21 protein-coding genes are annotated in these 23,278 nt (G+C 44.3%); 8 read left to right on the top strand and 13 right to left on the bottom strand.

The window, feature by feature from the left end; all coding sequences use genetic code 11:
- Nucleotides 1-125 precede the first annotated feature (125 nt).
- Nucleotides 126-1,229: a T9SS type A sorting domain-containing protein gene (locus NFI81_RS01775; protein WP_234614595.1), complete on the top strand. Its 1,104-nt coding sequence runs from the start codon at nt 126-128 to the stop codon at nt 1,227-1,229.
- Between the two features lie 165 nt (nt 1,230-1,394).
- Here the strand turns inward: NFI81_RS01775 and NFI81_RS01770 are convergent, their stop codons facing one another.
- Nucleotides 1,395-2,318 (bottom strand): alpha/beta fold hydrolase, encoded by a 924-nt coding sequence (locus NFI81_RS01770; RefSeq protein ID WP_234614596.1) that lies wholly within the window; start codon nt 2,316-2,318, stop codon nt 1,395-1,397.
- Between the two features lie 207 nt (nt 2,319-2,525).
- On the opposite strand from NFI81_RS01770, the gene epsC reads away from it, so the two are divergent.
- On the top strand, nt 2,526-3,356 hold the full coding sequence (gene epsC / locus NFI81_RS01765) for a serine O-acetyltransferase EpsC (RefSeq protein ID WP_234614597.1): 831 nt from the start codon (nt 2,526-2,528) through the stop codon (nt 3,354-3,356).
- Here the strand turns inward: epsC and NFI81_RS01760 are convergent.
- Complete coding sequence (locus NFI81_RS01760) at nt 3,349-3,942, bottom strand: TetR/AcrR family transcriptional regulator (RefSeq protein ID WP_082214337.1); 594 nt, start codon at nt 3,940-3,942, stop codon at nt 3,349-3,351. The two genes, epsC and NFI81_RS01760, sit on opposite strands and share 8 nt — an antisense overlap.
- Before the next feature lie 206 nt (nt 3,943-4,148).
- A complete protein-coding gene (ppk1, locus tag NFI81_RS01755) occupies nt 4,149-6,245 on the bottom strand; it encodes a polyphosphate kinase 1 (protein ID WP_234614598.1) in 2,097 nt (698 codons plus the stop codon).
- Between the two features lie 142 nt (nt 6,246-6,387).
- On the opposite strand from ppk1, the gene NFI81_RS01750 reads away from it, so the two are divergent.
- Entirely contained in the window at nt 6,388-7,410 is a 1,023-nt protein-coding gene (locus NFI81_RS01750) for an aldo/keto reductase (RefSeq protein WP_234614599.1), read from the top strand.
- A 71-nt stretch (nt 7,411-7,481) separates the two neighbouring features.
- Here the strand turns inward: NFI81_RS01750 and pyrE are convergent, their stop codons facing one another.
- Together pyrE and NFI81_RS01740 are read right to left on the bottom strand one after the other, a co-directional pair.
- Entirely contained in the window at nt 7,482-8,123 is a 642-nt protein-coding gene (gene pyrE, locus NFI81_RS01745; RefSeq protein ID WP_234614600.1) for an orotate phosphoribosyltransferase, read from the bottom strand.
- 2 nt (nt 8,124-8,125) lie between these two features.
- On the bottom strand, nt 8,126-9,430 hold the full coding sequence (locus tag NFI81_RS01740; RefSeq protein ID WP_255717421.1) for a hemolysin family protein: 1,305 nt from the start codon (nt 9,428-9,430) through the stop codon (nt 8,126-8,128).
- Between the two features lie 101 nt (nt 9,431-9,531).
- Between NFI81_RS01740 and NFI81_RS01735 the strand changes: the two genes are divergently transcribed.
- Nucleotides 9,532-10,221 (top strand): NUDIX hydrolase, encoded by a 690-nt coding sequence (locus NFI81_RS01735; protein ID WP_234614601.1) that lies wholly within the window; start codon nt 9,532-9,534, stop codon nt 10,219-10,221.
- A 27-nt stretch (nt 10,222-10,248) separates the two neighbouring features.
- On the opposite strand, the gene coaD is transcribed toward NFI81_RS01735, so the two are convergent.
- The 4 genes from coaD to NFI81_RS01715 all read right to left on the bottom strand — a co-directional run bounded on the left by coaD (nt 10,249) and on the right by NFI81_RS01715 (nt 12,702).
- The gene (gene coaD, locus NFI81_RS01730; protein ID WP_234614602.1) at nt 10,249-10,731 is read right to left on the bottom strand and encodes a pantetheine-phosphate adenylyltransferase; all 483 of its coding nucleotides are present in this window, start codon (nt 10,729-10,731) and stop codon (nt 10,249-10,251) included.
- 18 nt (nt 10,732-10,749) lie between these two features.
- Nucleotides 10,750-11,655 (bottom strand): DUF3822 family protein, encoded by a 906-nt coding sequence (locus tag NFI81_RS01725; RefSeq protein ID WP_234614603.1) that lies wholly within the window; start codon nt 11,653-11,655, stop codon nt 10,750-10,752.
- 23 nt (nt 11,656-11,678) lie between these two features.
- Complete coding sequence (locus NFI81_RS01720; protein ID WP_234614604.1) at nt 11,679-12,194, bottom strand: NUDIX domain-containing protein; 516 nt, start codon at nt 12,192-12,194, stop codon at nt 11,679-11,681.
- Between the two features lie 67 nt (nt 12,195-12,261).
- Nucleotides 12,262-12,702: a CBS domain-containing protein gene (locus NFI81_RS01715; protein WP_234614605.1), complete on the bottom strand. Its 441-nt coding sequence runs from the start codon at nt 12,700-12,702 to the stop codon at nt 12,262-12,264.
- Nucleotides 12,703-12,847: 145 nt separating this feature from the next.
- Between NFI81_RS01715 and NFI81_RS01710 the strand changes: the two genes are divergently transcribed.
- The gene (locus NFI81_RS01710; RefSeq protein WP_234614606.1) at nt 12,848-14,275 is read left to right on the top strand and encodes an ATP-dependent DNA helicase; all 1,428 of its coding nucleotides are present in this window, start codon (nt 12,848-12,850) and stop codon (nt 14,273-14,275) included.
- A 9-nt stretch (nt 14,276-14,284) separates the two neighbouring features.
- On the opposite strand, the gene NFI81_RS01705 is transcribed toward NFI81_RS01710, so the two are convergent.
- Nucleotides 14,285-15,241, bottom strand: coding sequence for an L-threonylcarbamoyladenylate synthase (locus NFI81_RS01705; protein ID WP_234614607.1), 957 nt, complete (start codon nt 15,239-15,241; stop codon nt 14,285-14,287).
- A gap of 177 nt (nt 15,242-15,418) precedes the next feature.
- Between NFI81_RS01705 and NFI81_RS01700 the strand changes: the two genes are divergently transcribed.
- The 3 genes from NFI81_RS01700 to NFI81_RS01690 all read left to right on the top strand — a co-directional run bounded on the left by NFI81_RS01700 (nt 15,419) and on the right by NFI81_RS01690 (nt 19,669).
- Complete coding sequence (locus tag NFI81_RS01700; RefSeq protein WP_234614608.1) at nt 15,419-17,158, top strand: GMC oxidoreductase; 1,740 nt, start codon at nt 15,419-15,421, stop codon at nt 17,156-17,158.
- Between the two features lie 28 nt (nt 17,159-17,186).
- A complete protein-coding gene (locus NFI81_RS01695) occupies nt 17,187-17,822 on the top strand; it encodes a gluconate 2-dehydrogenase subunit 3 family protein (RefSeq protein ID WP_234614609.1) in 636 nt (211 codons plus the stop codon).
- Between the two features lie 176 nt (nt 17,823-17,998).
- Entirely contained in the window at nt 17,999-19,669 is a 1,671-nt protein-coding gene (locus NFI81_RS01690; RefSeq protein ID WP_234614610.1) for a hypothetical protein, read from the top strand.
- A 71-nt stretch (nt 19,670-19,740) separates the two neighbouring features.
- On the opposite strand, the gene NFI81_RS01685 is transcribed toward NFI81_RS01690, so the two are convergent.
- From NFI81_RS01685 to rpsT, 3 genes are all read right to left on the bottom strand, one after another.
- Complete coding sequence (locus tag NFI81_RS01685; protein WP_234614611.1) at nt 19,741-21,354, bottom strand: ABC-F family ATP-binding cassette domain-containing protein; 1,614 nt, start codon at nt 21,352-21,354, stop codon at nt 19,741-19,743.
- Between the two features lie 132 nt (nt 21,355-21,486).
- Nucleotides 21,487-22,767, bottom strand: a complete 1,281-nt coding sequence (locus NFI81_RS01680; RefSeq protein ID WP_234614612.1) for a beta-propeller fold lactonase family protein — start codon at nt 22,765-22,767, stop codon at nt 21,487-21,489.
- Between the two features lie 169 nt (nt 22,768-22,936).
- On the bottom strand, nt 22,937-23,200 hold the full coding sequence (rpsT, locus tag NFI81_RS01675) for a 30S ribosomal protein S20 (RefSeq protein WP_234614613.1): 264 nt from the start codon (nt 23,198-23,200) through the stop codon (nt 22,937-22,939).
- Nucleotides 23,201-23,278: the final 78 nt, after the last annotated feature.

Below are 23,278 nucleotides of genomic sequence, written 5' to 3'. Positions count from 1 at the left end.
CACAAGCGATTTCGGGGCGGTTACAAAAACACGTTTTTATATGGTTGTTTCTTGTTCCGGTAATACAAAACAGGCCGTCCCTGTCGTTCTGAATAAGTAACGTAACATTCAGCTTCCTTTACTCTATGAAATCAGTTTACAAGGTTTTCCTGTTGATCTTACTGGCTTCCCCATACAGTTTTGCAACCCACGTTCGCGGCGGCGAAATTATGGCCACCCACGTTTCCGGCCAAAATTATCAAATCAAAGTAAGGTTATATTTCGATTTAGCTGTAGGAGAGGGCGCAGCAACGGCGCAGAGCAACGTCCTGGTTTGTTTCGGGGATGGTTCTACCAAGGAATTTCAAAGAACAAAAGCAGAACGAATACCTGGTAATGTGCTGGTTTCGGATTACGACGGCATGCATACATATCCGTCGTCCGGGCAATTTCAAATTTCTGTTTCACTTGAAAACCGTACACCCGGAATCCTTAATTTTCCTAATTCAGGTGATACCAAGGCTTTTTTTTGGACGGTCATTAACACACAGGTTTCCAATTCAACGCCGGTCCTGCCCTATCTTGTGTTTGAGGGCGGTGTGAGGCAATTGTTTAAAATCGACCTGAAAGCGACAGTTGCAGATGTCGATAGCTTTACGGTTACACTTCCGAAACTCAGCAAGCCTTCTCCGGGAGAATGCGGCGTGAGGATGTTGGAACATGGTTATATGTATCCCAATGAAGTAAGCAGCAAGGGAACATTCAAAGTCATTCCAAACGTCAATCAGCTGGTATGGCAGGCGCCGGAGGTTTTGGGTAACTATATTTTTGCCATGGTCGTGAGCGAGTGGCGTGACGGGATTATCATTTCTGAATCCTATCGCGAAGGATTAATTACAGTTATAGATAAACCTGGGCCAACGGTTGAAATTCCTCCGTACGAATCGGCGGAAAATGGAGGTCTGATCACTTCTACGCCGAATGTTAAATCTGCCGAAGTTTCCATGGCAATTGTAGCATATCCTGTTCCTACTGAAAGCTTTGTGACTGTGAAGGCATACAGCAAAAAGCGTTCAATCGTAACATTGCAGCTTATCGATTCGAACGGACGGGTTCTCAGGGAGATTAAAAGTGGCAGTCCGGTGATTTCTGTTCAGGAAGAATTTGACCTGCGCAATCTTGCCAAAGGCTTATACATTATAAAAGCTTCGAACGAAGTAGATGCGGTTAGCCAAAAAGTGATTCGTTAAGCATTTCCAGAATCTGTATTAAATCCTAAGCAACATTGTAATGGTATAAAATATAATTTTTCGTCCTATGAAATATGGCACTTCTGTAATGAAATAGATCTCCGTATTTATCATAGGTTAATTATAATTCAGAAAAACGGCTGATCGAATGATCAGCCGTTTTCTTTAATTCCCCATTTGCCCCGCCGCTTCCGTCATGTTAACGGACGTGATCTTATCCTCAAATAACTGGTTTTTCAGGAGCATTTCTTTAATCATCGACAAATGCGTGTAAGTGATCATATGTCCTGCTTTGTGCAGGAAAATGTATTGAGCCCGCTTGCTCTTAATGTGCTTCTTGGCAAAATCAATGTTGGCCGGATCGGCGATCCAATCATTTCCGCCCTGGATTACCGTTGTCGGTACATCCAGGTTATGCCACACTGGCAAGAGTTTTCTGAGCTCATCGGAATGGCTGTATTTTTCAGCCGTGGCCGTGTTGAATTCTCCGGGCAGGAATAGTTGGATAAATGAATTTCTGCCCCATTTGGAAAACCAGTAAAACCTCTCTTTTTCCGGATCGATAACCGGTGAGACCATGATCAACTCTTTTACCTTTTCGGGTCTGAGCGAAACCAGCTTGGCGGCAATAGGTGCGCCATAGGACCGGCCCAGAACGGTCACTTTTTCTTTACTTTTATTTAACTCGAAAACGGGCAAAAGTGCGTTGGCCTGTGTTGCAATAGAAGTAACATAGCGGCGCTTCTTTTTCATTTTCAGCCTGGATTTTCCATAACCCACACGGTCCACAGAAACAATGTGAAAACGCTTTTGCAGGTCTTCATCGTCCATTAAATTCATATAGCCCCATAACGAGCCCGGGGCTCCGTGGATAAGCAACAACATCGGCAATGTATCCGAACCCACACTTGCAATGCATAGCGCTAATGTGTCATTTTTAATGATGCGTTCCTCAGGTTTTATCTTCTTTGCTGCGTAATGTTTCCTGACCTGTTTGGCTGAAATAATGTACCGGGAAAAGCAGGAACTTAGCGAAACTGATAAGAAAAAAACAATAATGATGGATCGCAAAAATTTAAAACTTGGCATACATTCAGGAATGTTACTGTAATTTATATCTTCACAGGATATTTCAATATACGATTATAATCAGAAAAATGGTGGAATTCAGTGCGTGTATTTTAAAGAAATAGCCTGAACTAAATTTTTCCGGTCATTTCTGTGTTCAATATAAAAATTGATGCCAGTAAGGCCCAGGCTCTGTAAGCCGGCGATGTAAGTCAAATTCTACTGTTAATGACAACCAACCAGCAAACCCAGTTCTTTCTGCGCCTTGCAGCGCAAAATGAAAGATATCGCTACCAATTGCCATCCCGACATGATGCCGGAAAGTTTATTCAGGGCCTGATTAATTTTTTGTTTCCAATCAGTAAAGATTGTCCAAGCTGCCCCAGCAAGGATATTGCAATGAAATATGCTGACTTACGCAACAGTCTGGACTGCATGCTGGAACCTTTGTTGCCGGAGCTGGAAAAAAGTAAAGAAGAAATACTGGACGAGGTGTTTGCGCAAATTCCGAATATCTACGATAAGTTATTGATGGACGCCAAATCCATTACCGATAACGATCCTGCATCGGTCAGTATTGAAGAGGTCATTTCTGTTTATCCCGGCTTCATGGCCATTGCTACTTACCGCTTTGCCAACTCATTTGCACTATGCGGCATTCCATTGTTACCGAGGATGTTAACTGAGTTCGCGCATAGCCAGACGGGTATCGACATTCACCCCAACGCAACAATCGGACATTCGTTTTTTATCGATCATGGCACGGGTGTGGTGATTGGAGAAACGACGCATATCGGCAACAATGTGAAGTTATACCAGGGTGTTACCTTAGGTGCCACGCATGTTTCCAAATCGCTGGCATCACGCAAGCGTCACCCAACCATTGAGGACAATGTGGTTGTGTATGCCAATGCGACTATTTTGGGAGGAGAAACCGTGATAGGCCACGATTCAATTATCGGCGGGAATGCCTGGCTGGTGCGAAGCGTACCTCCATTTTCCCAGGTTTATCACCAGAGCAAAATAGAGATACGCCAGCAGACACCATCTGCTACATAATACTTCTTATAAATCTGCGGACACCTTCCATATACACCGGCTCGGCCTGCGGGAACGCATATCTCGGCTGTGTGGTCATGGTAATGCTGATAAAGCCATATGTAAGGCACCACCATTCGTAATAGGTTTTCGTCACCATTTCGCCTGATCTCGGGCGCAAGCTGGCGATCATTTCCCAAACGGGATTGCCCTTAATGCTCATCGCCTTTCCGTACACATTCTTGGAATCGCAATAAGCACCTTCCAGATTGAACATAACCTGAAAAACCTCCGGATTTTCAATAGCGAAGACCCAGATGCGTTGTGCAACTTCCGCTAGTTGTTTCTGAGGATTGCTGAAATGTGTCTTGATTTTCAAAAATTCCGCCTGAAGGATATCGAAGCCTTCCATGCGGATCGCCTCAAGCAATTTGTCTTTACTCTCGAAATATTCATAGAGAATTGGCGGGCTGTATTCAATCACCTCAGCAATTTTGCGGATGGAGACCGCTGTCCACCCGTCTTCGCGGGCTATTTCTTTTGCTGTTTTGACGATATCCGAACGTACCTGTATTCTAAGGCGTTCTCTTCGCTCTACTATTCCCATACTATATCGTTGATTTATGATGGAGTCAGAATGATATGCTTTCAAATATAAACATATAGTCCTTATGGCTCAAGGGGATTTCCACCCGTTTCTTCAAAAAAATTCCTCGTTTCAATTATTTTTTTCCGCAAACAGCGCTAATTAAATCTAACGGCAGATTATAAAATTTAAGCGTAAAAAAATTTTTTTAAACGCCCGAAATTGTTTTATTCTGCTCTTTTCGTGGGTCCTGCCTTCTCGATTTTTTCTACCAGACGATAGTTTGCTTCCTGCGCGCGAACCTTCCCGCGTGAGTCATCGGTGATCCTGAGATTGTTCTGATAAACATCCAACCTGACGGATTTCTGATTGTCACTCACATAATTCCGCAGCACCAGCCGCATCTGGTTTTTAAGCGCTTCATCCAAAATAGGAAAGCAAACATCAATGCGCCGGTGTAAATTTCGATGCGTCCAGTCACAGGACGACAGATACATTTCATCATTGCCACGATTGCCAAAATGAAAGATACGTGTGTTCTCGACATAGCGGTCTACATAGCGGCTCACAACAATGTTATCGCTGATAGAAGGCAGCCCCGGTATAAGTCCGCAACTTTCACTAATGATAACATGCACCGGAACGCCCGCCTGCCCCGCCTGATAAATTTTGTCAATCAGAATGTGGTCCTGCAACTGGTTAATTTTGATTGTCACAAAGGATTTCAAACCCGCATTACAGTTAGCGATTTCCCGGTCGATCAGATCAAGGAGCCTTTTTTGGAGCGTAAATTGTGTTACAAATAGATTATTGAAAGGTAGATATTTATACTTTTTAGGTTCGTCCTGCGTGGACAAATATCCGAAAAGCAATTCCAGTTCATTGGTCAGCTCCCGATGGCTTGTTAGTAATGCATGGTCAACGATTTCCCGGCTGGTAAGCCTGTAAAAGCCGCCTGTTCCCAGGAATGCATAACGCTCCCAGCCTTTCTGCACTTTGCGTTTGATCAAGGCAATTTTGGCATGCACTTTCAAACCCGGAACACTCAAAATGATCTTCACCCCGGCATCCCGCATTTTTTTTGACCAGTGCAGATTTTCCTGAATGTCCAGTTTCGTATTGAGCTCCACATATGTCGTTACGCGCTTACCATTGCGCGAAGCGCTTATCAGTGAATTGAGAATAAATGAATTAGGGCTTATTTTGTAAAGCGAAACATGGATTTCGCGCACATGCGGGTCAACGGCTGCCTCATTAAAGAACCGGACAATAGGCTCATAGGAATTATAGGGCAAATGTAAAAGCTGATCTGCCTTTTGTATCGATTCAAAAACGGAAGTTGTGTCATCAAAATCCGGGTTCTGAACTGGCCTTTGGTGCGGGTAATCGAGGCGGCGGGATAGTTGCGGAAAGGTCATCAGGTCCTGCATGAAGATATAATGCCCCCTTTCGTGAAACTCGTTCATGGGAATCCCTGCCTTGCTGACCAGATATTCACGCATATACAGCGGCATCCCGGCCTCATAAAAATACTGTGCAGGCTGGACGAAATTCCGCTTTTCAAGCTGTTTCAAAATACGCTGCGCCAGTTGCATCGGATATTCGTCTTCAATTGCCAGTTCGGTGTCTTTTTCTACCCGCAATGCATAACTTTCGAGTACATCATAACCGGGGAAAAGCAGCGGCAGGTTTTCACGGATAATGTCTTCCAAAAACGTCACCTGGCGCTTTCCATCCAATTCAGGCAGTTCAATAAAACGTCCGAAAGGCTCGGACGGAATATTGACAATGGCATACCAATCCTCCTCCGTATCGTCCCTATGCTGTAATCTGACGACCAGATACAACTGCTTGGATTCGAAAAAAGGCATTTTCGAGCTCCTTCGGCTATCCAGAAAAACAGGCTGTAAATGCCGGAAAAGTTTATCAATAAAAAATTTCCTTAAAAAACTGAGATGCTCATTTGCAAATGTTTCCTGGTAATATAAATGCACGCCCTGGTCAAGAAGTGCGGGAAGGATTCCTGTGGTCAGTATCTCATTAAATTCCCTCAGCTGATTTTCAACCGTTTCATAAACGTGGCCCAGCAATGACTCGGGAAAAAGATATAGTTTGGTACGGATATCATTGCTCACCTCCCCCATCGCCATCAGGCTGGGAACACGCGCCCTGAAAAATTCTTTGGTTTGATAAGCGTAAATGCCAAGAAAACGTAAACGTTCCCTCACCGGTACAGTCTCATCGTTTGCTTCCAGTAATAATCTGTAATTATTGGACAGCCAGCTCAGATTTGTATCGAAGTAGGGATATGCAACATCTATCATTGATTAAGGTAAAAAAGATTCAAAATTTGCTACAATATAAATACATTTGGTCGGTAAGGATCTAACTTTGCGGCACAAAGATTTAACAAAGTTCGGCAAGCATCCAGTGTTATATCTTTCATTCAAAACTTAATTATATACTATGCAATATCAATTATTGGGCCGGTCAGGTTTACGTGTTTCGGAAGTTTGTCTGGGCACAATGACCTTCGGAACTGAGTGGGGATGGGGAGCAGATAAGCATGAGAGCTATAAAATATTCGAAAGTTTTGCAGGCGCTGGCGGAAATTTCATTGATACGGCCAACCGCTACACAGAAGGTTCTTCTGAAAAATATGTGGGTGAATTTATCGAAAGCGACCGGGATCACTGGGTTTTAGCAACCAAATTCACATTAAAGGACCGGAATGATGACCTTAATTTCGCTGGTAATCACCGTAAAAACATGATGCGCTCGGTTAGGGCAAGTTTAAAACGCCTTAATACGGAATACATTGACCTCCTGTGGGTGCATATGTGGGACAACACAACGCCAGTTGAAGAGCTCATGCGCGGACTGGACGACCTGGTTACCAGGGGGTTGGTACATTATGTAGGCATATCCGATACGCCAGCCTGGGTGGTTTCACAAGCCAATACAATCGCTGATTTCAGAGGCTGGAATGCATTTGCTGCGATACAATTTGAATATTCATTAATCCAGCGCACGCCGGAGCGCGACTTGCTTCCCATGGCAAAGGCGCTGGGACTTGCGGTTACTCCCTGGGGAACGATCGGTGGCGGTGCGCTTACCGGAAAATATTTGCGCGGAGAATCTGGTAGAGTTCCCGATACAAGCAGCCGCAGAAGCGAACATAGTAGCATTATAGCACAAACTGTGGTAGATGTCGCCAGTGAACTTGGGGTTACACCTGTGCAGGTTGCTATTAACTGGGCCCGCCATCGCGATCAGGTGATGATTCCGATCATTGGTGCCTCTAAGGAAAAGCAACTCGCGGATTCACTGGGCTGCTTGTCGTTCAAGCTGCCTCAGGAAATGATCGACCGACTGAATGAAGTAAGCAAAATCGAGCTCGGTTTCCCGCACGAATTCTTAAAATCGGAGGGCATTAAGGAAGAGGCTTTTGGAGGGCTTTATGAGAAATTAGAAAATCACAGGAATTAAAAACCAGCCAGCATTTGGTCATTGGCATTCAAAATTTGTAATTTGAAATTAATGGCCAAATGCTGCCTGTCCTATTTTCCCCAACTTTCGGGAGCCAGACGCCATGCGCTCAGACTTTGCAATTGGGAGCTGTCAATGTAATTATGCTCCAATGCAGTTTCAATCAATGCGTTGTAATTGCTGATTGTACTCAGCTTGACGTTTTTCTCTTTGAAATTATTTTCGGCAACTGCGAATCCGTAAGTGAAAATCGCAACCATTCCAGCCACTTCAATGTCCGCTGCTCGCAAGACGTCAACTACTTTCAAAGAACTTCCACCGGTTGAGATGAGGTCTTCAATGATAATCACCGACTGCCCTTTTTCCAATCTGCCTTCGATCTGATTGCCCATTCCATGCTTTTTAGGCTCGGGACGCACATATGCAAAAGGTAATTCCAAAAGATCTGCTACCAGCGCGCCTTGCGCGATTCCACCTGTTGCCACTCCAACAACCGCCTGTACATCAGGATATTCTTTTTTGATCAATGCTGCTAAGGTCTTTTTGATAAAAGTCCGCGTATCCGGGTAAGACAATGCTACGCGGTTATCGCAGTAAATCGGAGACAGCCAGCCTGAACTCCATTGAAACGGCTTATCGGGACTTAATTTTATTGCCTTTGCTTCCAAAAGCAATTCAGCAATTCTCTTGTTAATATCCTGTTGGTTTAGCATTACTAGTCTTCGGATTCTTCGTTTTTACTGTGATTAATTACTAATAACTTATCGATCCGGCTCCGGTCCATATCGATCACTTCAAACTCGAAGTGCTTCCATTTGAATTTGTCGCCCGTGCTCGGAATGTTTTCCAGAATATACAGCACAAAACCGCCCAATGTGTTAAAACCAACGAATTCGCGGCGTTCAGCATCTTGGATATTGAGATTGAAATATTGTATAAAATCGTCAAACGGCAACTGCGCATCGATCAGAAAACTGCCGTCGTCCCGCTTGATCACTTCCGAAGCTTCTTCGATGTCCTCAGAAATATCACCTACCAGCGCGTCCATGATGTCGTGCATGGTTAATACGCCCAAAAGGCCGCCGTACTCGTCCACAATAATGCCGAAATACACGCGCTGCTCCTTGAATTTGGCCAAAGCCTGGTAAGCACGGTTGCTTTCGGGCAGGTAAACCGGGTCTTTCACAACAGCGTTCATATTGGCAAGCTGCGCTTCTATGTCGGTTGCAATAAGGTCCTTCACGTAAACCAAACCCACAACATCGTCCACAGCTCCGCGGCAAACGGGGTAAATAGAATGTCGTGCGTCAAAAATCTTGGCTTTATTTTCCTCAACAGAATCTTCCAGATCCAGCCAGACGATTTCCTGGCGGTTGGTCATGAGTGAAGTCACTTTCCGGTCGCCTAATTGGAAGACATTATGCACAATTTCCTGCTCGATTTCTTCAAAAACACCACCCGACGTTCCTTCCTGAATCAAACTTTTGATCTCTTCTTCTGTGACTGAATTTTCGCTTTGCTTGATATTTAAAACCTTAATAATGAGATCGCTTGAAATTCCAAGCAGCGCGATAAATGGCGCTGTCGCTTTTGAAAGCAGATTCATAGGCGTGGCCATGAACTTTGAAATCGCTTCCGGGTTGGCCATTCCAATTCTTTTCGGGACGAGCTCGCCGAGCACTAACGAAAGATATGTGATAAAAACCAGCACCGTTCCAACGGCCAGCGAATGCGCATAAGGCATCAAAAAAGGAATTGTGGCAATGTATTTTTCAAAATCACTGGTAATGTTGTCGCCGCTGTACATACCTGTCAGCAGACCGATCAGGGTTATGCCAATTTGGACGGTGGACAAAAAACGTGTGGGTGAGTTTGCGAGATGAAGTGCGGCTTTTGCGCTGGAATCACCATTTTTTGCAGCAGCTTCAAGACGGGATTTGCGGGATGAAACAAGTGCGATCTCAGACATGGAAAAGACACCATTGAGCAGCACAAGAAGTAGAATTATCAGGAGTTCCAAGAACTGTATATTTGATACAATCACAAATTTATCAATAATAATCACTGTCTAAACTAAACTCTTTACTTAATTTTGGCATCGATTCACGTACCATTTGAAAAATGATCATTTTTTTTGACGACCGTCCTTTGCGAATTGTACGGACCAATCAGCTTTCTGCAACGGAAACTTCCGCATTCGATCATATTGTAGACCTGAGACTTGAGAAGCTGCAAAAAAAGATGTTAACCGGCCATGTGTTGTTTTTGAACACAACTGCCACCTCCGCTATTCAGATAATTGAGCTTTTGGAAAAAGCATTGCCCAAAGAAATGCTGTCCGTTACAATGGCCACGCGTGAAAAATCCGAAGTAGAAGAGAAAATTAAGGGAATTTACAAGGTGATTAAAGCCGCCGGCGGCGTCGTTGTAAAAGACGGGAAGTGGCTTTTTATGTACCGCCGCAAAAAGTGGGACCTGCCAAAAGGCAAGCTTGACAAAGGCGAAAATTCCAGAACTGCCGCAATCAGGGAAATTGAAGAAGAAACAGGTGTAAAAGCGTCGGTCAGGGACAAAATCTGCACAACCTGGCATACTTACAGCCTCAACAACAACCGCATTTTAAAGCGGACCAAATGGTATCTTTTTGACTGCATTGATGATTCGAACATGCAGCCCCAGGCAGAAGAACAGATCGAAAAACTGGATTGGTTTTCACAGTCAGAGTCGAAATCGATCCTAATAAATTCTTACAGCTCAATTCGTTACGTGATTGAAAGCCTCAACAAGATCCACGACACCAAAGCACAATAATATTGCAAGACTTTACTTTCAATAAACTCAGCCCTCGTGGTTGAGTTTATTCAATTCCGAAAGAGAATAGGGAAGAAAATCGTCCACCCGCTGCCCATAGCGGTGCAGATCACGGATAATGCTTGAACTGATCGGCGCCAGCATAGGCGATGTAATCAGGAAAACGGTTTCAATTTCTTCGTAGAGATATCGGTTAACTTGCGAAATACCGTTTTCGTACTCAAAATCGGTCGTGTTACGCAAACCTCTCAGCAAAAAAGTGGCTCCAAGCTCCCGCGCTGTGTGCGCAGTAAGGTCATCATAAGTAACCACTTTCACGTTTTTTTGATCGGAGAATGTCTTTTCGATCATTTCCTTCATAACATCTAATGGGAAATAGCGCTTCTTCGTTGCGTTGTTCCCGATGCCAATGACCACTTCATCAAAAAGGCGTAATCCGCGTACGACAATGTCTTCATGTCCTTTTGTAAATGGATCAAATGATCCCGGAAATAGGGCGGTACGCTTCATAAGAGCAGTATTTACAAATTAAGATGATACGAGGTAGGTGTTGAACAGCCCAAAATATCGATGTCCGGGAACATCAGCACATTGCCTGTTATATTTTAGCGTTGTAGGCCCGTTGCCGATCTGCAAATTGGGAAAAAATCTCGAAAGCTCGGTGTAAGCATCAGCAGATGGGTCGATTTCCCCATAACAAATGACTTTCATTTCTTCGGGCAGGAAATTCAGCTGATTTAATGTAAACAAAATAATGTAGGCCAGCTCCTGGGTTTTCGAGAAGCGAAAGCGGTTGCAAAGGATCAGCTGCTGGCTTTCTGTGATGACCAGCGTGAAATAATCTTTTTCAAAATATATGGAAACCATCCTTAACTGCTGGTGTTCCAGGTGGCTTACCAGCGCGCCGATTATAAGCGGACTGGTCAGGTGATAAAATGTAATCTGGGAATTGCCGAAATGGTTGATCATCCAGTCGTACCAGATTTGCGGAACGCTGAATACATTCTGCGCGTGAACAAGCGGCAAATCGTGATAAAGCACTTTTTCGTCCTTTGGAACCGGATTACCCAAAGCAAATGCCAGGTAATCGGGTGCAGAATCTTCCTCGAAAATCAAATTGGGGATCAGACTGAATGCGTGCGAATTAATTGAAATCCTTACGTTTTTCCAGCTGTGCGATGACCAGAGCAAATGTCCGGTAAAAACCTTTTTGAGCCTTTCAAAAATCTCATTCGGGTTCAAAACGGTCTCAAAGCTGTAATCTTCCAGCCAGATACACTCCATGTTTTCATCGCGGACAATGCAAAACCGGATGCGTCTTTCATCCACTTCAATGCATAATGTGCACAAAGGAATACTCGAAGCGTCAAATGAATTATCGCCTACCAGTAAAGTAGGAATAATTTCAATGACCTGGTTTTCAGAATTTGCCACAATAAAGGGGTAAGGTTAAAAAATTATTTATGCTTTGGGGCCGGGATAGCAGATTCGGACAAGAATTTACCAAGCCCCGATATCTCCTCCAAAGATCGTACCCGGGTGAAAATACTGTGACAGGTTTCCACCGGAAGGGCCTGAACGTCTTCCATGCGCATCAGCTTCACATCCTCAATGATTTGGTTGTCCGACGAAAGCTCAGGATCAGCACCCTTGCCGATATTGCCCTGTACCGATTCAATCATAAAGAACAGCTCAATGGCATGAAGCGGAGGGTGCACAAATTCGTTTACAAAAAGAAAGTCTCCAATTACCGCATCCAGTCCGGTTTCTTCCTGAATCTCCCTTTTTAAAGCAGCCTCAGCAGTTTCGCCAAAGCGTATGCCTCCGCCCGGCGGACTCCAGAACGACTGGTTTTTGCCATACAATGAATGGTTTACCAAAAGAATATGATCCTGAACAATGTATATGCCGCTCACACGGACACGCACATTACCCCCGTACAAATTCTTTACTTCATCGTTCAAAGTCTGCACCACCGCTCATTTTTTGGAGCGGCAAAGATAACCAACCTGAGATAATTGACAAGAGATAATATAAGGATCAGGAATAAGGACTTCCTGAAATGTAGCTTTCCAGCGAGCTGATATGCTCTTTTTGCTCGTGAATGATCGCCGAAACGATGTCGTTGATGGATATGATCCCAATCAGCTTTCCATCCTGATTAACAGGCAGATGTCGGATATGTTTGTCAGACATGATCTGCATACATTCCTCAATTTTCTGGTCCGTTTCGACCGTAATTACTTTGCTGGTCATAACCTCCCGGATGCGCGTGTCCCGCGAGCTCTTTCCCTGCAAAATGACTTTTCTGGCATAGTCTCTTTCGGAAAAGATACCGATCAATTCATTATCTTCAAGAACCAAAACTGCACCAATGTTTTTCGCGGCCATGAGTTCCAGAGCCTCAAACACCGTGTTGTCTTGCGTTACCGACCAAAGCGCATTGACAGGCTTGTTGCCCATTACATGTTGTACTAGCATAGATGTTTGGGGTTTTGGAGTGTAAAAGATAAAATTGGGAATCTAATATATGCATTTACAACATTAAAATCCAATAAATTCTAAGTATATTTTTGTAACTGTTACGCACTTTGATTTAAGCAATCGTTGCGTTAGTTTCGGCATTATGGAAACAGATAAGATTTTACCTTCCCAACTTTTACGCAAGCGTTTTCCTTTCAAACCCACCGAAGGCCAGCTCCGGTTTTTCGAGCAAACCAATGATTTTCTGGTCGAAGAAAAAGGCCTGGAACGTTACCCCGACTGTTTTTTGCTGAAAGGCTATGCAGGAACGGGAAAGACGACCATTATCAGCACATTAATTAAAGTGTTGAAGAATTTTGGGTACAAATCCATCTTGCTTGCCCCCACGGGCCGCGCTGCAAAAGTGATGTCCGGTTATTCTGAAAAAGTTGCATTAACGATCCATAAGAAGATATATAAGCAAACGGCCGACTCATTTTCGGGCAACCTGACATTCCAGCGGCAGAAGAATTACCATGATAATACGCTGTTCATCGTCGATGAAGCTTCCATGATCACCGACGACGCGGATTTTGGCACTAAAAGCCTTCTGGCTGATCTGATTGAGTTTGTTTTTGAAAATCCGGGCAACAAGCTCATGCTCGTGGGCGATGTGGCGCAGCTCCCGCCGGTTGGCAAGGAATTAAGTCCTGCTCTGGATGGTGAATATCTCGAAAAGACATTCTACATGTCTGTATTTCAGGAAGAGTTAAAGGAGGTCATGCGGCAGGACGAGCAATCCGGCATATTGTTCAATGCAACATTATTAAGGAACCAACTGGTCGCTGAAAAGCCCGAAATTCAGATCACAACACGTTCCTACCGCGATGTTTTCAGGATGACAGGTGAAAAATTGGAAGAAGGACTGCGCTATGCTTATGATAAATACGGGCAGGAAAACTCCATTATTCTAACCCGTTCCAATAAGTCTGCCGTTCAATATAATGAATACATCCGGCGCACCATCAATTTTTCGGAAGAAGAACTCGACGCCGGAGATCGGCTAATGGTGGTCCGCAACAATTACAACATTCTGGACGAGGAATCGCCCGCTGGCTTCATTGCAAATGGTGATTTTGTTGAGTTATTGAAAATCCGGAAAACACAGGAAATGCACGGTTTCCGTTTTGCGGATGTAACGTTACGCATGACGGACTATGAAAAACAACCCGAATTCGACGCCAAGATTTTCCTAGACACGCTGCATTCCTCCTCTCCTTCCCTATCCTCGGAAGACAACAAAAAGCTATACGAAAGTGTCCAGAAGGATTATTTTTATATCACATCCAAAAAGGAAAGAATGGAAGCATTGCGCAAAGACCCATTCCTGAATGCATTGCAAGTGAAATTTGCCTATGCCCTAACCTGCCACAAAGCGCAGGGCGGGCAGTGGAGTTCTGTGTTCATCGATCAGGGCTATTTGCCTGAGGAACAGATTAATGTTGAATTTATCCGCTGGCTTTATACCGCCATCACGCGGGCGACAGACGAGGTTTTCCTGATGAACTTCCACCAGCATTTTTTTAAATGAAATGTTGACTTATTCTTTGGCGGCAGCTCGTTGCAAGCGATCATTTATTGCGAGGCCCAGGCCGGTCATAGGAACAAATTCAGCCCTGATTTGCTGAATGGGCAATATATCCAGCTCTCTTAGATAGGCAAACAAATTGTGCGCCGCTTCTTTCATATCGCCATTTTTACTCAAAATGCGCTGATATTCCGGATCAATGTTTTCCAGATATTGGTTGAAAAGCAAATAGCCTGTTAATTTCTCTTCTATCTCCGGGAACGTTTCTCTCCGATCAAGATAAAGCGGTTTTCGTGGCGCATAGTGGCTTTTTAACATTCCCGGGGCTTTCGGGTTTGAGGAAGAATGCGGCATCAGTCTAACCTTTCCAACAATCGCCTCAATCTCCTCAACTGCCAAACCTCCTAAGCGATAAACAATAGGCTGATCATTTTCAAAACCAACAATGGTTGATTCGATGCCGACTTCACTTTCCCCGCCGTCCAGTATATAAGGTATTTTTTCTCCCAATTGCGCATTCACGTGAGCAGCATTCGTCGGGCTAATGTAGCCAAAAGGATTCGCGCTTGGCGCAGCCAGTGGGAAAGGAATCGTTTGTAACAGGCCAAGCAGCAGCGGATGGTTCGGAATCCTTACAGCCACAGAATCCAGCCCGGAAGTCACCAGATCAGGAATAGTCTGCTTTTTCGGCAGCAATAATGTCAGCGGGCCCGGCCAGAAATGCTTTGCAAGCAATAACGCCTTTTCCGGAAAATCAGAAACGTAACGCTGCACCTTTTCAAGAGAATCGGTGTGAATGATCAGCGGATCAAATGCGGGTCGGTTCTTGACTTCAAAAATGGATAGCACCGCACTATCATTCAATGCATTACCGGCCAACCCATAAACCGTTTCCGTAGGAATAGCCACCAATTCCCCTTTTATGAGAAATTCTTTTGCAACGTTAATATCAATTCCGGTAATGGCCAAAATGGGTGCTGTTTTTAAAAATGCAAAAGTACGGCGCTCATTGTTAAGAGCAAACGTTGGTGTATCTCATTTAGATTGTTTTTAAATAACCCCGAAAATTGAGATAGCAGAACACTGGTATTTAATCCGTGTTTATATTTATTGATTAAATAGCATTTCTAAACTACCCTTTTTACTATGTTTCAAATCAAAGAACAACCTGCTGTTTTTGACGTCTGTATCATTGGCTCAGGAGCGGGAGGTGGAATGGCAGCACTTCAACTTGCCCAACAGGGAGCCAAAGTGGCGCTTTTGGAGGCGGGTGGATATTTTGATCCTGCTGATCCTAAATATATTACACAGCTGAAATGGCCATACGAGTCACCACGCCGCGGTGCTTCCAATCACCGTCCGTTTGGAGACTTTGATGCTGCCTGGGGAGGCTGGGAAATTGATGGCGAACCCTACACAAGGAAAAACGGAACGCAGTTCGACTGGTTCAGATCGAGAATGCTGGGTGGCCGGACTAACCACTGGGGCCGCATTTCCCTGCGTTTCGGACCAAAAGATTTTAAAAGAAAAAGCATCGACGGACTTGGCGACGACTGGCCGATCGGTTATGACGATGTAAAACCATATTATGATAAGGTCGATAAGCTGATCGGGGTTTTCGGAACAGTTGAAAACATGGACAATGAGCCGGACGGGATTTTCCTTCCTCCCCCAAAGCCACGTTTGCACGAGCTTTTCATCAAACAAGCTGGAAAAAAAGCGAACATTCCGGTTATTCCTTCCAGACTTTCAATCTTAACAAAACCCATAAATGACCAGCGCGGCGTTTGCTTTTATTGCAGCCAATGCTCACGCGCCTGCCAGGCATATGCGGATTTTTCCTCATCGTCTGTCCTTTGTATTCCTGCTGTAAAAACGGGTAATGTAACATTGATCAACAATGCAATGGCACGCGAAGTGCTCACTGATCCGGTTACAGGGCTTGCAACGGGAGTTTCCTATGTTGATAGTCAAAAACTTACGGAGCATACCATTAAGGCCAAAGTTGTGGTTCTTGCTGCCAGCGCAGGAGAATCGGCCAGGTTGCTTTTGAACTCAAAATCAGACAGACACCCTAACGGACTTGCCAATTCAAGCGGGGTTGTCGGAAGATATCTGCACGATTCAACGGGTGCTTCACGCGGCGCATTCCTGCCCCATTTGATGGACAGAAAGCGTTACAACGAAGACGGCGTAGGCGGAATGCACGTGTACACGCCCTGGTGGCTGGACAACAAAAAACTGGATTTCCCAAGAGGTTACCACATTGAATACGGCGGCGGAATGGGCATGCCGAGCTACGGATTTGGTGCCGGAATTGAAAATATGAACGGAAAATATCCGACAGCAGCAGGGGTTACCAAGCCGGCCGGTGGATATGGTTCATCATTGAAAGAGGATTACCGTCGTTTCTACGGAGCATATGTAGGCATGGCTGGTCGTGGGGAAGCTGTTCCGAATTTCGATAACTACTGCGAGATTGACCCAAATGTGGTGGATAAGTTTGGTATCCCTGTACTTCGTTTCCATTACAAATGGACGGACTACGAGATCAAGCAAGCGAAACACATGCATGATACTTTCGAAGAGATGATTCATTCATTGGGTGGTGTTGCGAGCGGAACCAAGCCTGGCGCCGACACGAATTACGGCATTGCTGCTCCTGGTCGTATTATTCACGAAGTAGGAACAGTGAGAATGGGTAATGATCCTAAAACTTCTGCCCTGAACAAGTTCTCACAAGCACACGACGCGAAAAACGTGTTTGTGGTCGATGGCGGTTCCTTCGTATCCCAAGCGGATAAAAACCCAACCTGGACCATTCTCGCGCTGTCTATGAGAGCATCGGAGTATATTGTGGATCAGGTTAAACAGAAAAATATCTAATATTTGAACACAGTTTCAAATCATAACTATGAAACGTAGAGATACATTAAAAGCATTAACGCTCAGCTCATTAGGCTTAACTGCACTCAACCCGCAGGTTGCGATGGCCGAACAAAGAGAGCTGGAAACGCAGATGCCACCCGAAACCCCGATCAAGATTCCGGGTGGACGGACTAAGGAAGAAGCGATCAGGGACGCGAAGTTGATGAAGGAAAAATTCCTTACCGTGGCGGAACTGGCGACTATTAAGGTGTTGGTGGACATTATTATTCCAGCTGATGACAAATCAGGCAGTGCCTCACAAGCGGGCGTTCCTGATTTTATCGAGTTCATTGCCAAGGATATGCCTCAGAACCAGGTTCCTTTGCGCGGCGGCCTTAAATGGCTGGAATTGGAATCCAACAAAAGATTTACAAAAGGATTTGCATTATTGACAAAAGCGCAGCAGTTGCAGATTGTCGACGACATTGCTTATCCGGAAAAAGCAAAACCAATTCATAGCCAGGGCGTTGCATTTTTTAATCTGATGCGCAACCTGACAGCATCGGGTTACTATACATCTAAAATCGGCATTGCTGATCTGGGTTATATGGGTAACACGCCTAATGTCTGGGAAGGTGTTCCGGCAGATGTTTTGAAGCAATATGGTTTGAGCTACGAATAAAAATGCTAACAGGCATTTGCAAAGCCCCGGTCGTTCCAAAACGATCGGGGCTTTTGCATGTAGAACCGGCGAATAACTCAGATTCTCCGGCCGGTAAACGGATAATACTCGGCACATTATAATGATTTATTTAGCAGCAAGAGCACACACACGCTCTCTCATGAAACTGCTAAATTATGCCCTCAATCACATCTCATCATTTGTTTGTCAAACTGGTTTGGTTACTGGTTTTCGTCATTATAGCCGCATTCTGGACAACCGTTTATTACTACGCTTACAACTTTCCTTACTACGACGACTTTCAGTCCATCGTCCTTTTCCTGACCAATTATATTCAATCCGACAGCCTTTCGGATAAGTTGATGCTGTTTTTTGAACAAAACTTTGAACACAGGATTGTGCTGGCGAAGCTTTTGACGCTGGCTGTTTTTTTGGTTACCGGTCAGGTGAACATAAAAATCCTGATTATTTTAGGTGATCTAAGCCTGCTTGGGACGCTGTTCTTGATATTCAAATTCTTTTTGAACAAACAAATATCGCTGCTCGGCTTTTTTGCAATTGTCTGTCTGCTATTTCAGGTGCAACATTACGAAGACACGATTTCCTGGGCCACTTGTAGCCTGCAACATGCGCCTTGTTTGTTCTTTTCGATGTGGAGTTTCTATCTGGCATTGCATAGGAAGAATGTGTTTTGGAGCAGCCTGCTGGCGACGCTTGCACTTTTTACGAGTGCAAATGGCCTGTCCACCATCTTTATTGTCATAGCCATTACGGCTTGTTCCAGCATCCCCAAGCTCCACAAAATGACACAGGCCACTTTTCTGTTGTTTGTTACTGCCTTGCATTTGCTGACGATTAAAATACATTCGGGCTCAATGCTAGATCATATTGTCAACCATGTCGCGGTTAAATCCGTGCTGCTACTTTCATTTGTAGGTCAACTGGCTGATACCAATTACACCAGCAGCATGGTGCCTAGTGTTGTGCTAGGGTTTATATTTCTGTTTCCATTAACGATCGTTTTGACGAAATTTTTTACCAAAACTCTATCCGACGTTACTACCATGCAATGGTTTAGCATTACCGGCATTCTCACGCTCCTTTTTGTCGGGTTTCTGATTGTTTTTGCACGAGGTAAAATGCCCGATTTTGATGGATACAGAATGGATCGTTACAAGATCTATTCAGCATTCTTCGGCATTTTTTCCGTTGCGTTTTATGACAGTTACTGGACATTGAGCAAAGCAGGATCCTTACTAAAAATGGGTGTTGCGGCCGCAGCATTGATATTCTGCATCAGCTCCTATTACGTTTATTATGACAAAATAACGCACTATAACAGAGAAATCAGCGCGAACGAGCTTAACTATGATTGGAGCAAAACGATTTACTATCCTGTTGTTTTTGAAGACGTTAGCATTGAAAATAACCTCGACTTCGCTCAGCAACACTTCCTCTTATCAGACCAGGGCAGGTTAAGGGAAATTGTCCGCAACATAGACTGGGAAAAAAGTAAAGCGAGCATTGACGCAACAATAGCAGATTTGCCCGACCGCTTTGTCATTAGTAATGCTAAAACAAATCAAGCTAGTCCGCAAGCGGATGAGTTGTACATTGTCGCGACGGATGCTGTTGATAATCAGCCCAAATATTTCTGTCTTGCATTCAATAATTATGTCCGGTCGGTGAAGGGTTTTTATACAACATTCCGGAAATCTGTTGGCACCGAGTTTACTTCAACCTTTTACAAAAGAAAATTAAAGCCTGGAAACTATAACTTATTTCTGCTTTCGGTTCATGGGGAGAAAACAGTTTCTTTAAACTCCATAGGAAAAATTACGTTGTAAGCATCGCCAGGTTTGCCACAAAAAAAGGCTGTCTCGTAACAGACAGCCTTTAAATTTGTAATGTTATTATCTTAATACAACTTCTGACGCTGCTGCTTCACAGTTTCGTCTTTCAGGAATTCGTCGTAAGTCATTAATTTATCCAAAATTCCTTTCGGCCCTATTTCGATTATCCTGTTCGCGATCGTGTGAACGAACTGGTGATCATGGGAATAGAATAAGAGACAACCCGAAAAATCAATCAGACCATTGTTTAATGCAGTAATGGATTCAAGGTCAAGGTGGTTGGTAGGATCGTCCAGTATCAATGCATTCGCTCCGGAAAGCATTGTTCTTGATAGCATACAACGCACTTTTTCACCTCCTGACAACACTTTGGCTTTTTTCAGGGACTCTTCACCTGAAAAAAGCATTCTTCCCAAAAATCCACGGATAAAGCTTTCGTCCTTCTCTTCGGAATATTGACGCAGCCAGTCAACCAGATTCAAATCCACGTCAAAAAACGAAGTCGGATCTTTTGTAAAATATGATTTAGTGATGGTTACTCCCCAGGTGTAGGATCCTTTGTCGGCTTTTTGCTCTTCGTTGATAATGTCGAAGAAAGAGCTGATGGCCATCACATTACGGCTAACGAATGCAATTTTATCCCCTTTATTAATATTAAAACTGATATTATCAAAAAGCTTCGTACCATCGTCAGCCGTTTTCGACAAACCTTCAACACGCAAAAGCTGATCGCCAACTTCTCTTTCCGACTTGAATGCGATGTATGGATATTTACGGGATGATGGCTTAATGTCATCAATCGTAAGCTTATCCAGAAGTTTCGCGCGGGAAGTTGCTTGCTTAGATTTGGATGCATTAGCACTAAACCTTCTGATGAATTCCTCCAATTCTTTACGCTTATCTTCCGACTTCTTGTTCTGGTCCTGACGCTGCTTCAAAGCAAGCTGGCTCGATTCGTACCAGAAAGAATAGTTACCTGAAAACATCTGCACTTTACTGAAATCAATGTCCACAACATGCGTACACACCTCATCCAGGAAGTGCCTGTCGTGGGACACTACGATCACTGTGTTTTTGAAATCGGCCAGGAAATTTTCCAGCCAAAGCACCGTTTCAACATCCAGGTTGTTTGTAGGCTCATCCAGAAGCAACACATCCGGATTTCCGAAAAGTGCCTGTGCAAGCAAAACGCGCACTTTATCATTGGCATTTAAATCGCCCATCGTGGCAGCATGCTGTTCCTCGGTAAGACCCAATCCGCTTAATAATTGCGCTGCTTCGGTTTCGGCTTCCCAACCATTCAGATCCGCAAACTCTGCTTCCAGATCTGCTGCTTTTTCACCGTCGGCATCTGTAAATTCTTCTTTTTCATAAATCGCCTCGCGCTCCTTCATGATCTTGTAAAGGCGTTCGTGGCCCAGGATCACCGTATCCATCACAGTATATGTGTCGAATTCGAATTGATCCTGTTTCAGGAAAGTCATCCTTTCCCCCGGATTCATGCTTACATTCCCTGTTTGCGGTTCTATTTCGCCTGAGAGTATCTTCAAAAATGTAGATTTCCCAGCGCCATTCGCTCCGATCACACCATAACAATTGCCGGGAACAAACTTTATATTAACCTCATCGAATAATACCCTTTTGCCGTATCGCAATGACACGTTTTGAACCGTAATCATTTTAAAATAAATTTTTTATGAATGAAAGCGCAAAACTACGAAATTCGGAATGAATTCGCATGTTGAGCAAACTAAAACAAACGAAGCGGGCCGGTGATTACCAGCCCGCTTCGCCGAAATTTCCAAGTATGATCAAGGAATAACCCTTAATGTGTGGGCGCCTTTTCCCACGCTGATCGTTGCTTCCTGCTTTTTGAGCGAAGGCGAATCGCCTTTCGCGACCGTCCAAAACTCAATTCCGCCATTGCCTGTGCCATACGCAAGATATTCAAAAACGGACACGGCAATGTTTGAACCATCCTTATCAAACGCCACGCTTTGCGGATAAATTCCTTCAAACGGATAGTCGGCTACCTTGGTCAATGCACCAGTGTTCGCCGCCACCTTATATAATGTTAGCGAAGCGCCCGTCCCCGAGCCTGCTTCTGTCCAGGGAGAACCGCTTTTACCCGCATTCACAGTCACAAGCATAGAACCGTCCGGGCTGATCGCAAATGAGCCTGTATTGGTTCCGGCAGGAACTTGCGCAGCCACCTTATGCTCGATTGCGCCGTCCATTGAGAAATTGACGACCAGTATTTCACCTTCCCCTGCCCCTTTACCGGGCGTTGCAGACTTGGTATCCAGCACGAAATAATGTTTTCCATCCGCGGAGAACTTACCAAAAGAAGGTTCTGTCCCAACCTTTACAGGCTTTCCTACCAATTCCACATTCTTCAATTTGCCTGCTTCGCGGATCACCTTATAAAGCCCCACCTCGTTCGAGTTGTCAAGTGTGAAAGCAATGAAATCGCCCGACGGATGCCAGGTAATGTCAATAATTTTACTGGCTGTGTCGATAGCAGCCGGTAAATTCAGGAAACGGGCGGGTTTGCCGTCGGGTCCTGCTTCGATGAAAACTAGCTCTTTTCCTACATCATTCGTGGAAAGGATCAGCTCATTTTTGTTCACATCTATTGCATTCGGTTTTTTGCCAACCGGAAAACCAAACTTTGCCTTTGGCGCAGCAAGATTGGTAATGTCCACAACGAATAATTTTTCGCCAGCGGGGAATTCCGCAAAAGGGTCTTTATATTCAGCGACGCCATCTTCCGGGCGTAACCTGCTATCGAGCACGTAAGCGAGCGTTCCTGTGGTGGGAACGGCTAATGTTTTTCCTGATGCCAGCGCAGAGTTCGACACAAGCGCGCTTCCCAGCCCTTTACTGCCGCGCTCAACCGGAAATTTAATTGTAGTCAGAAGATCTTTTGCAGTATTATCCCTTAACAACTTCCCATCAACGAGTGCCGATGCCGCCATATCGGCATCCGAAACAACTACCAAACCCCGGGCATTGAAGTTAATGGGTGATTGAGCAATCGCAGGAACTGCTCCCAGCGCTGCCAAACCAGCAAATAATGCGACTTTTTTCATAGAAAAGAATTTAAGTTATAGGTGGTTTAATATATGAAGGTGGTTATACCAAAAGAAACCTTGTAAAGCATCATAGCCTCACAAGGTTTCTTCTTCAATATGCAATATACAATAAAAATAGAAAAACCCCGGTAACAGCGTTAACGGGGCTAAATCTTTACAACAAAAACTAAGCTGCTACTGCAAGTGAATTAACCAATCTGGCCAATTTCGACTTCTGGTTAGAAGCTTTTTTCTTGTGGATGATATTTTTCTTTGCCAAACGATCCAACATTGAAGATACAGTTTTGTAAACTTCAACAGCTACTGCCTTATCGGTCGTATCACGCAATTTCTTTATGTATGAACGTGTAGTTTTGTGTTGGTAGCGATTACGCAAACGCTTTGTTTCGTTAGCGCGGATTCTTTTTAATGCTGATTTATGATTTGCCATTTTGTAATGATAATTTTCTCCTCTTCTATTTGGTTTGCAAAAATAGAAATTGCTTGTTGAAATGCCAAATTTAGCCGT

The organism is Dyadobacter fanqingshengii (assembly GCF_023822005.2).
Classification (GTDB): Bacteria; Bacteroidota; Bacteroidia; order Cytophagales; family Spirosomataceae; genus Dyadobacter; species Dyadobacter fanqingshengii.
Note: the sequence above shows the minus strand (reverse complement) of the source record. Positions and strands in the feature narration are given on the sequence as shown.

Coding starts and splice junctions, on each gene's coding strand:
- NFI81_RS01775 (WP_234614595.1), top strand. CDS start 126: ATGAAATCAGTTTACAAGGTTTTCCTGTTGATCTTACTGGCTTCCCCA.
- NFI81_RS01770 (WP_234614596.1), bottom strand. CDS start 2,318: ATGCCAAGTTTTAAATTTTTGCGATCCATCATTATTGTTTTTTTCTTA.
- epsC (WP_234614597.1), top strand. CDS start 2,526: ATGACAACCAACCAGCAAACCCAGTTCTTTCTGCGCCTTGCAGCGCAA.
- NFI81_RS01760 (WP_082214337.1), bottom strand. CDS start 3,942: ATGGGAATAGTAGAGCGAAGAGAACGCCTTAGAATACAGGTACGTTCG.
- ppk1 (WP_234614598.1), bottom strand. CDS start 6,245: ATGATAGATGTTGCATATCCCTACTTCGATACAAATCTGAGCTGGCTG.
- NFI81_RS01750 (WP_234614599.1), top strand. CDS start 6,388: ATGCAATATCAATTATTGGGCCGGTCAGGTTTACGTGTTTCGGAAGTT.
- pyrE (WP_234614600.1), bottom strand. CDS start 8,123: ATGCTAAACCAACAGGATATTAACAAGAGAATTGCTGAATTGCTTTTG.
- NFI81_RS01735 (WP_234614601.1), top strand. CDS start 9,532: ATGATCATTTTTTTTGACGACCGTCCTTTGCGAATTGTACGGACCAAT.
- coaD (WP_234614602.1), bottom strand. CDS start 10,731: ATGAAGCGTACCGCCCTATTTCCGGGATCATTTGATCCATTTACAAAA.
- NFI81_RS01715 (WP_234614605.1), bottom strand. CDS start 12,702: ATGCTAGTACAACATGTAATGGGCAACAAGCCTGTCAATGCGCTTTGG.
- NFI81_RS01710 (WP_234614606.1), top strand. CDS start 12,848: ATGGAAACAGATAAGATTTTACCTTCCCAACTTTTACGCAAGCGTTTT.
- NFI81_RS01700 (WP_234614608.1), top strand. CDS start 15,419: ATGTTTCAAATCAAAGAACAACCTGCTGTTTTTGACGTCTGTATCATT.
- NFI81_RS01695 (WP_234614609.1), top strand. CDS start 17,187: ATGAAACGTAGAGATACATTAAAAGCATTAACGCTCAGCTCATTAGGC.
- NFI81_RS01690 (WP_234614610.1), top strand. CDS start 17,999: ATGCCCTCAATCACATCTCATCATTTGTTTGTCAAACTGGTTTGGTTA.
- NFI81_RS01685 (WP_234614611.1), bottom strand. CDS start 21,354: ATGATTACGGTTCAAAACGTGTCATTGCGATACGGCAAAAGGGTATTA.
- NFI81_RS01680 (WP_234614612.1), bottom strand. CDS start 22,767: ATGAAAAAAGTCGCATTATTTGCTGGTTTGGCAGCGCTGGGAGCAGTT.
- rpsT (WP_234614613.1), bottom strand. CDS start 23,200: ATGGCAAATCATAAATCAGCATTAAAAAGAATCCGCGCTAACGAAACA.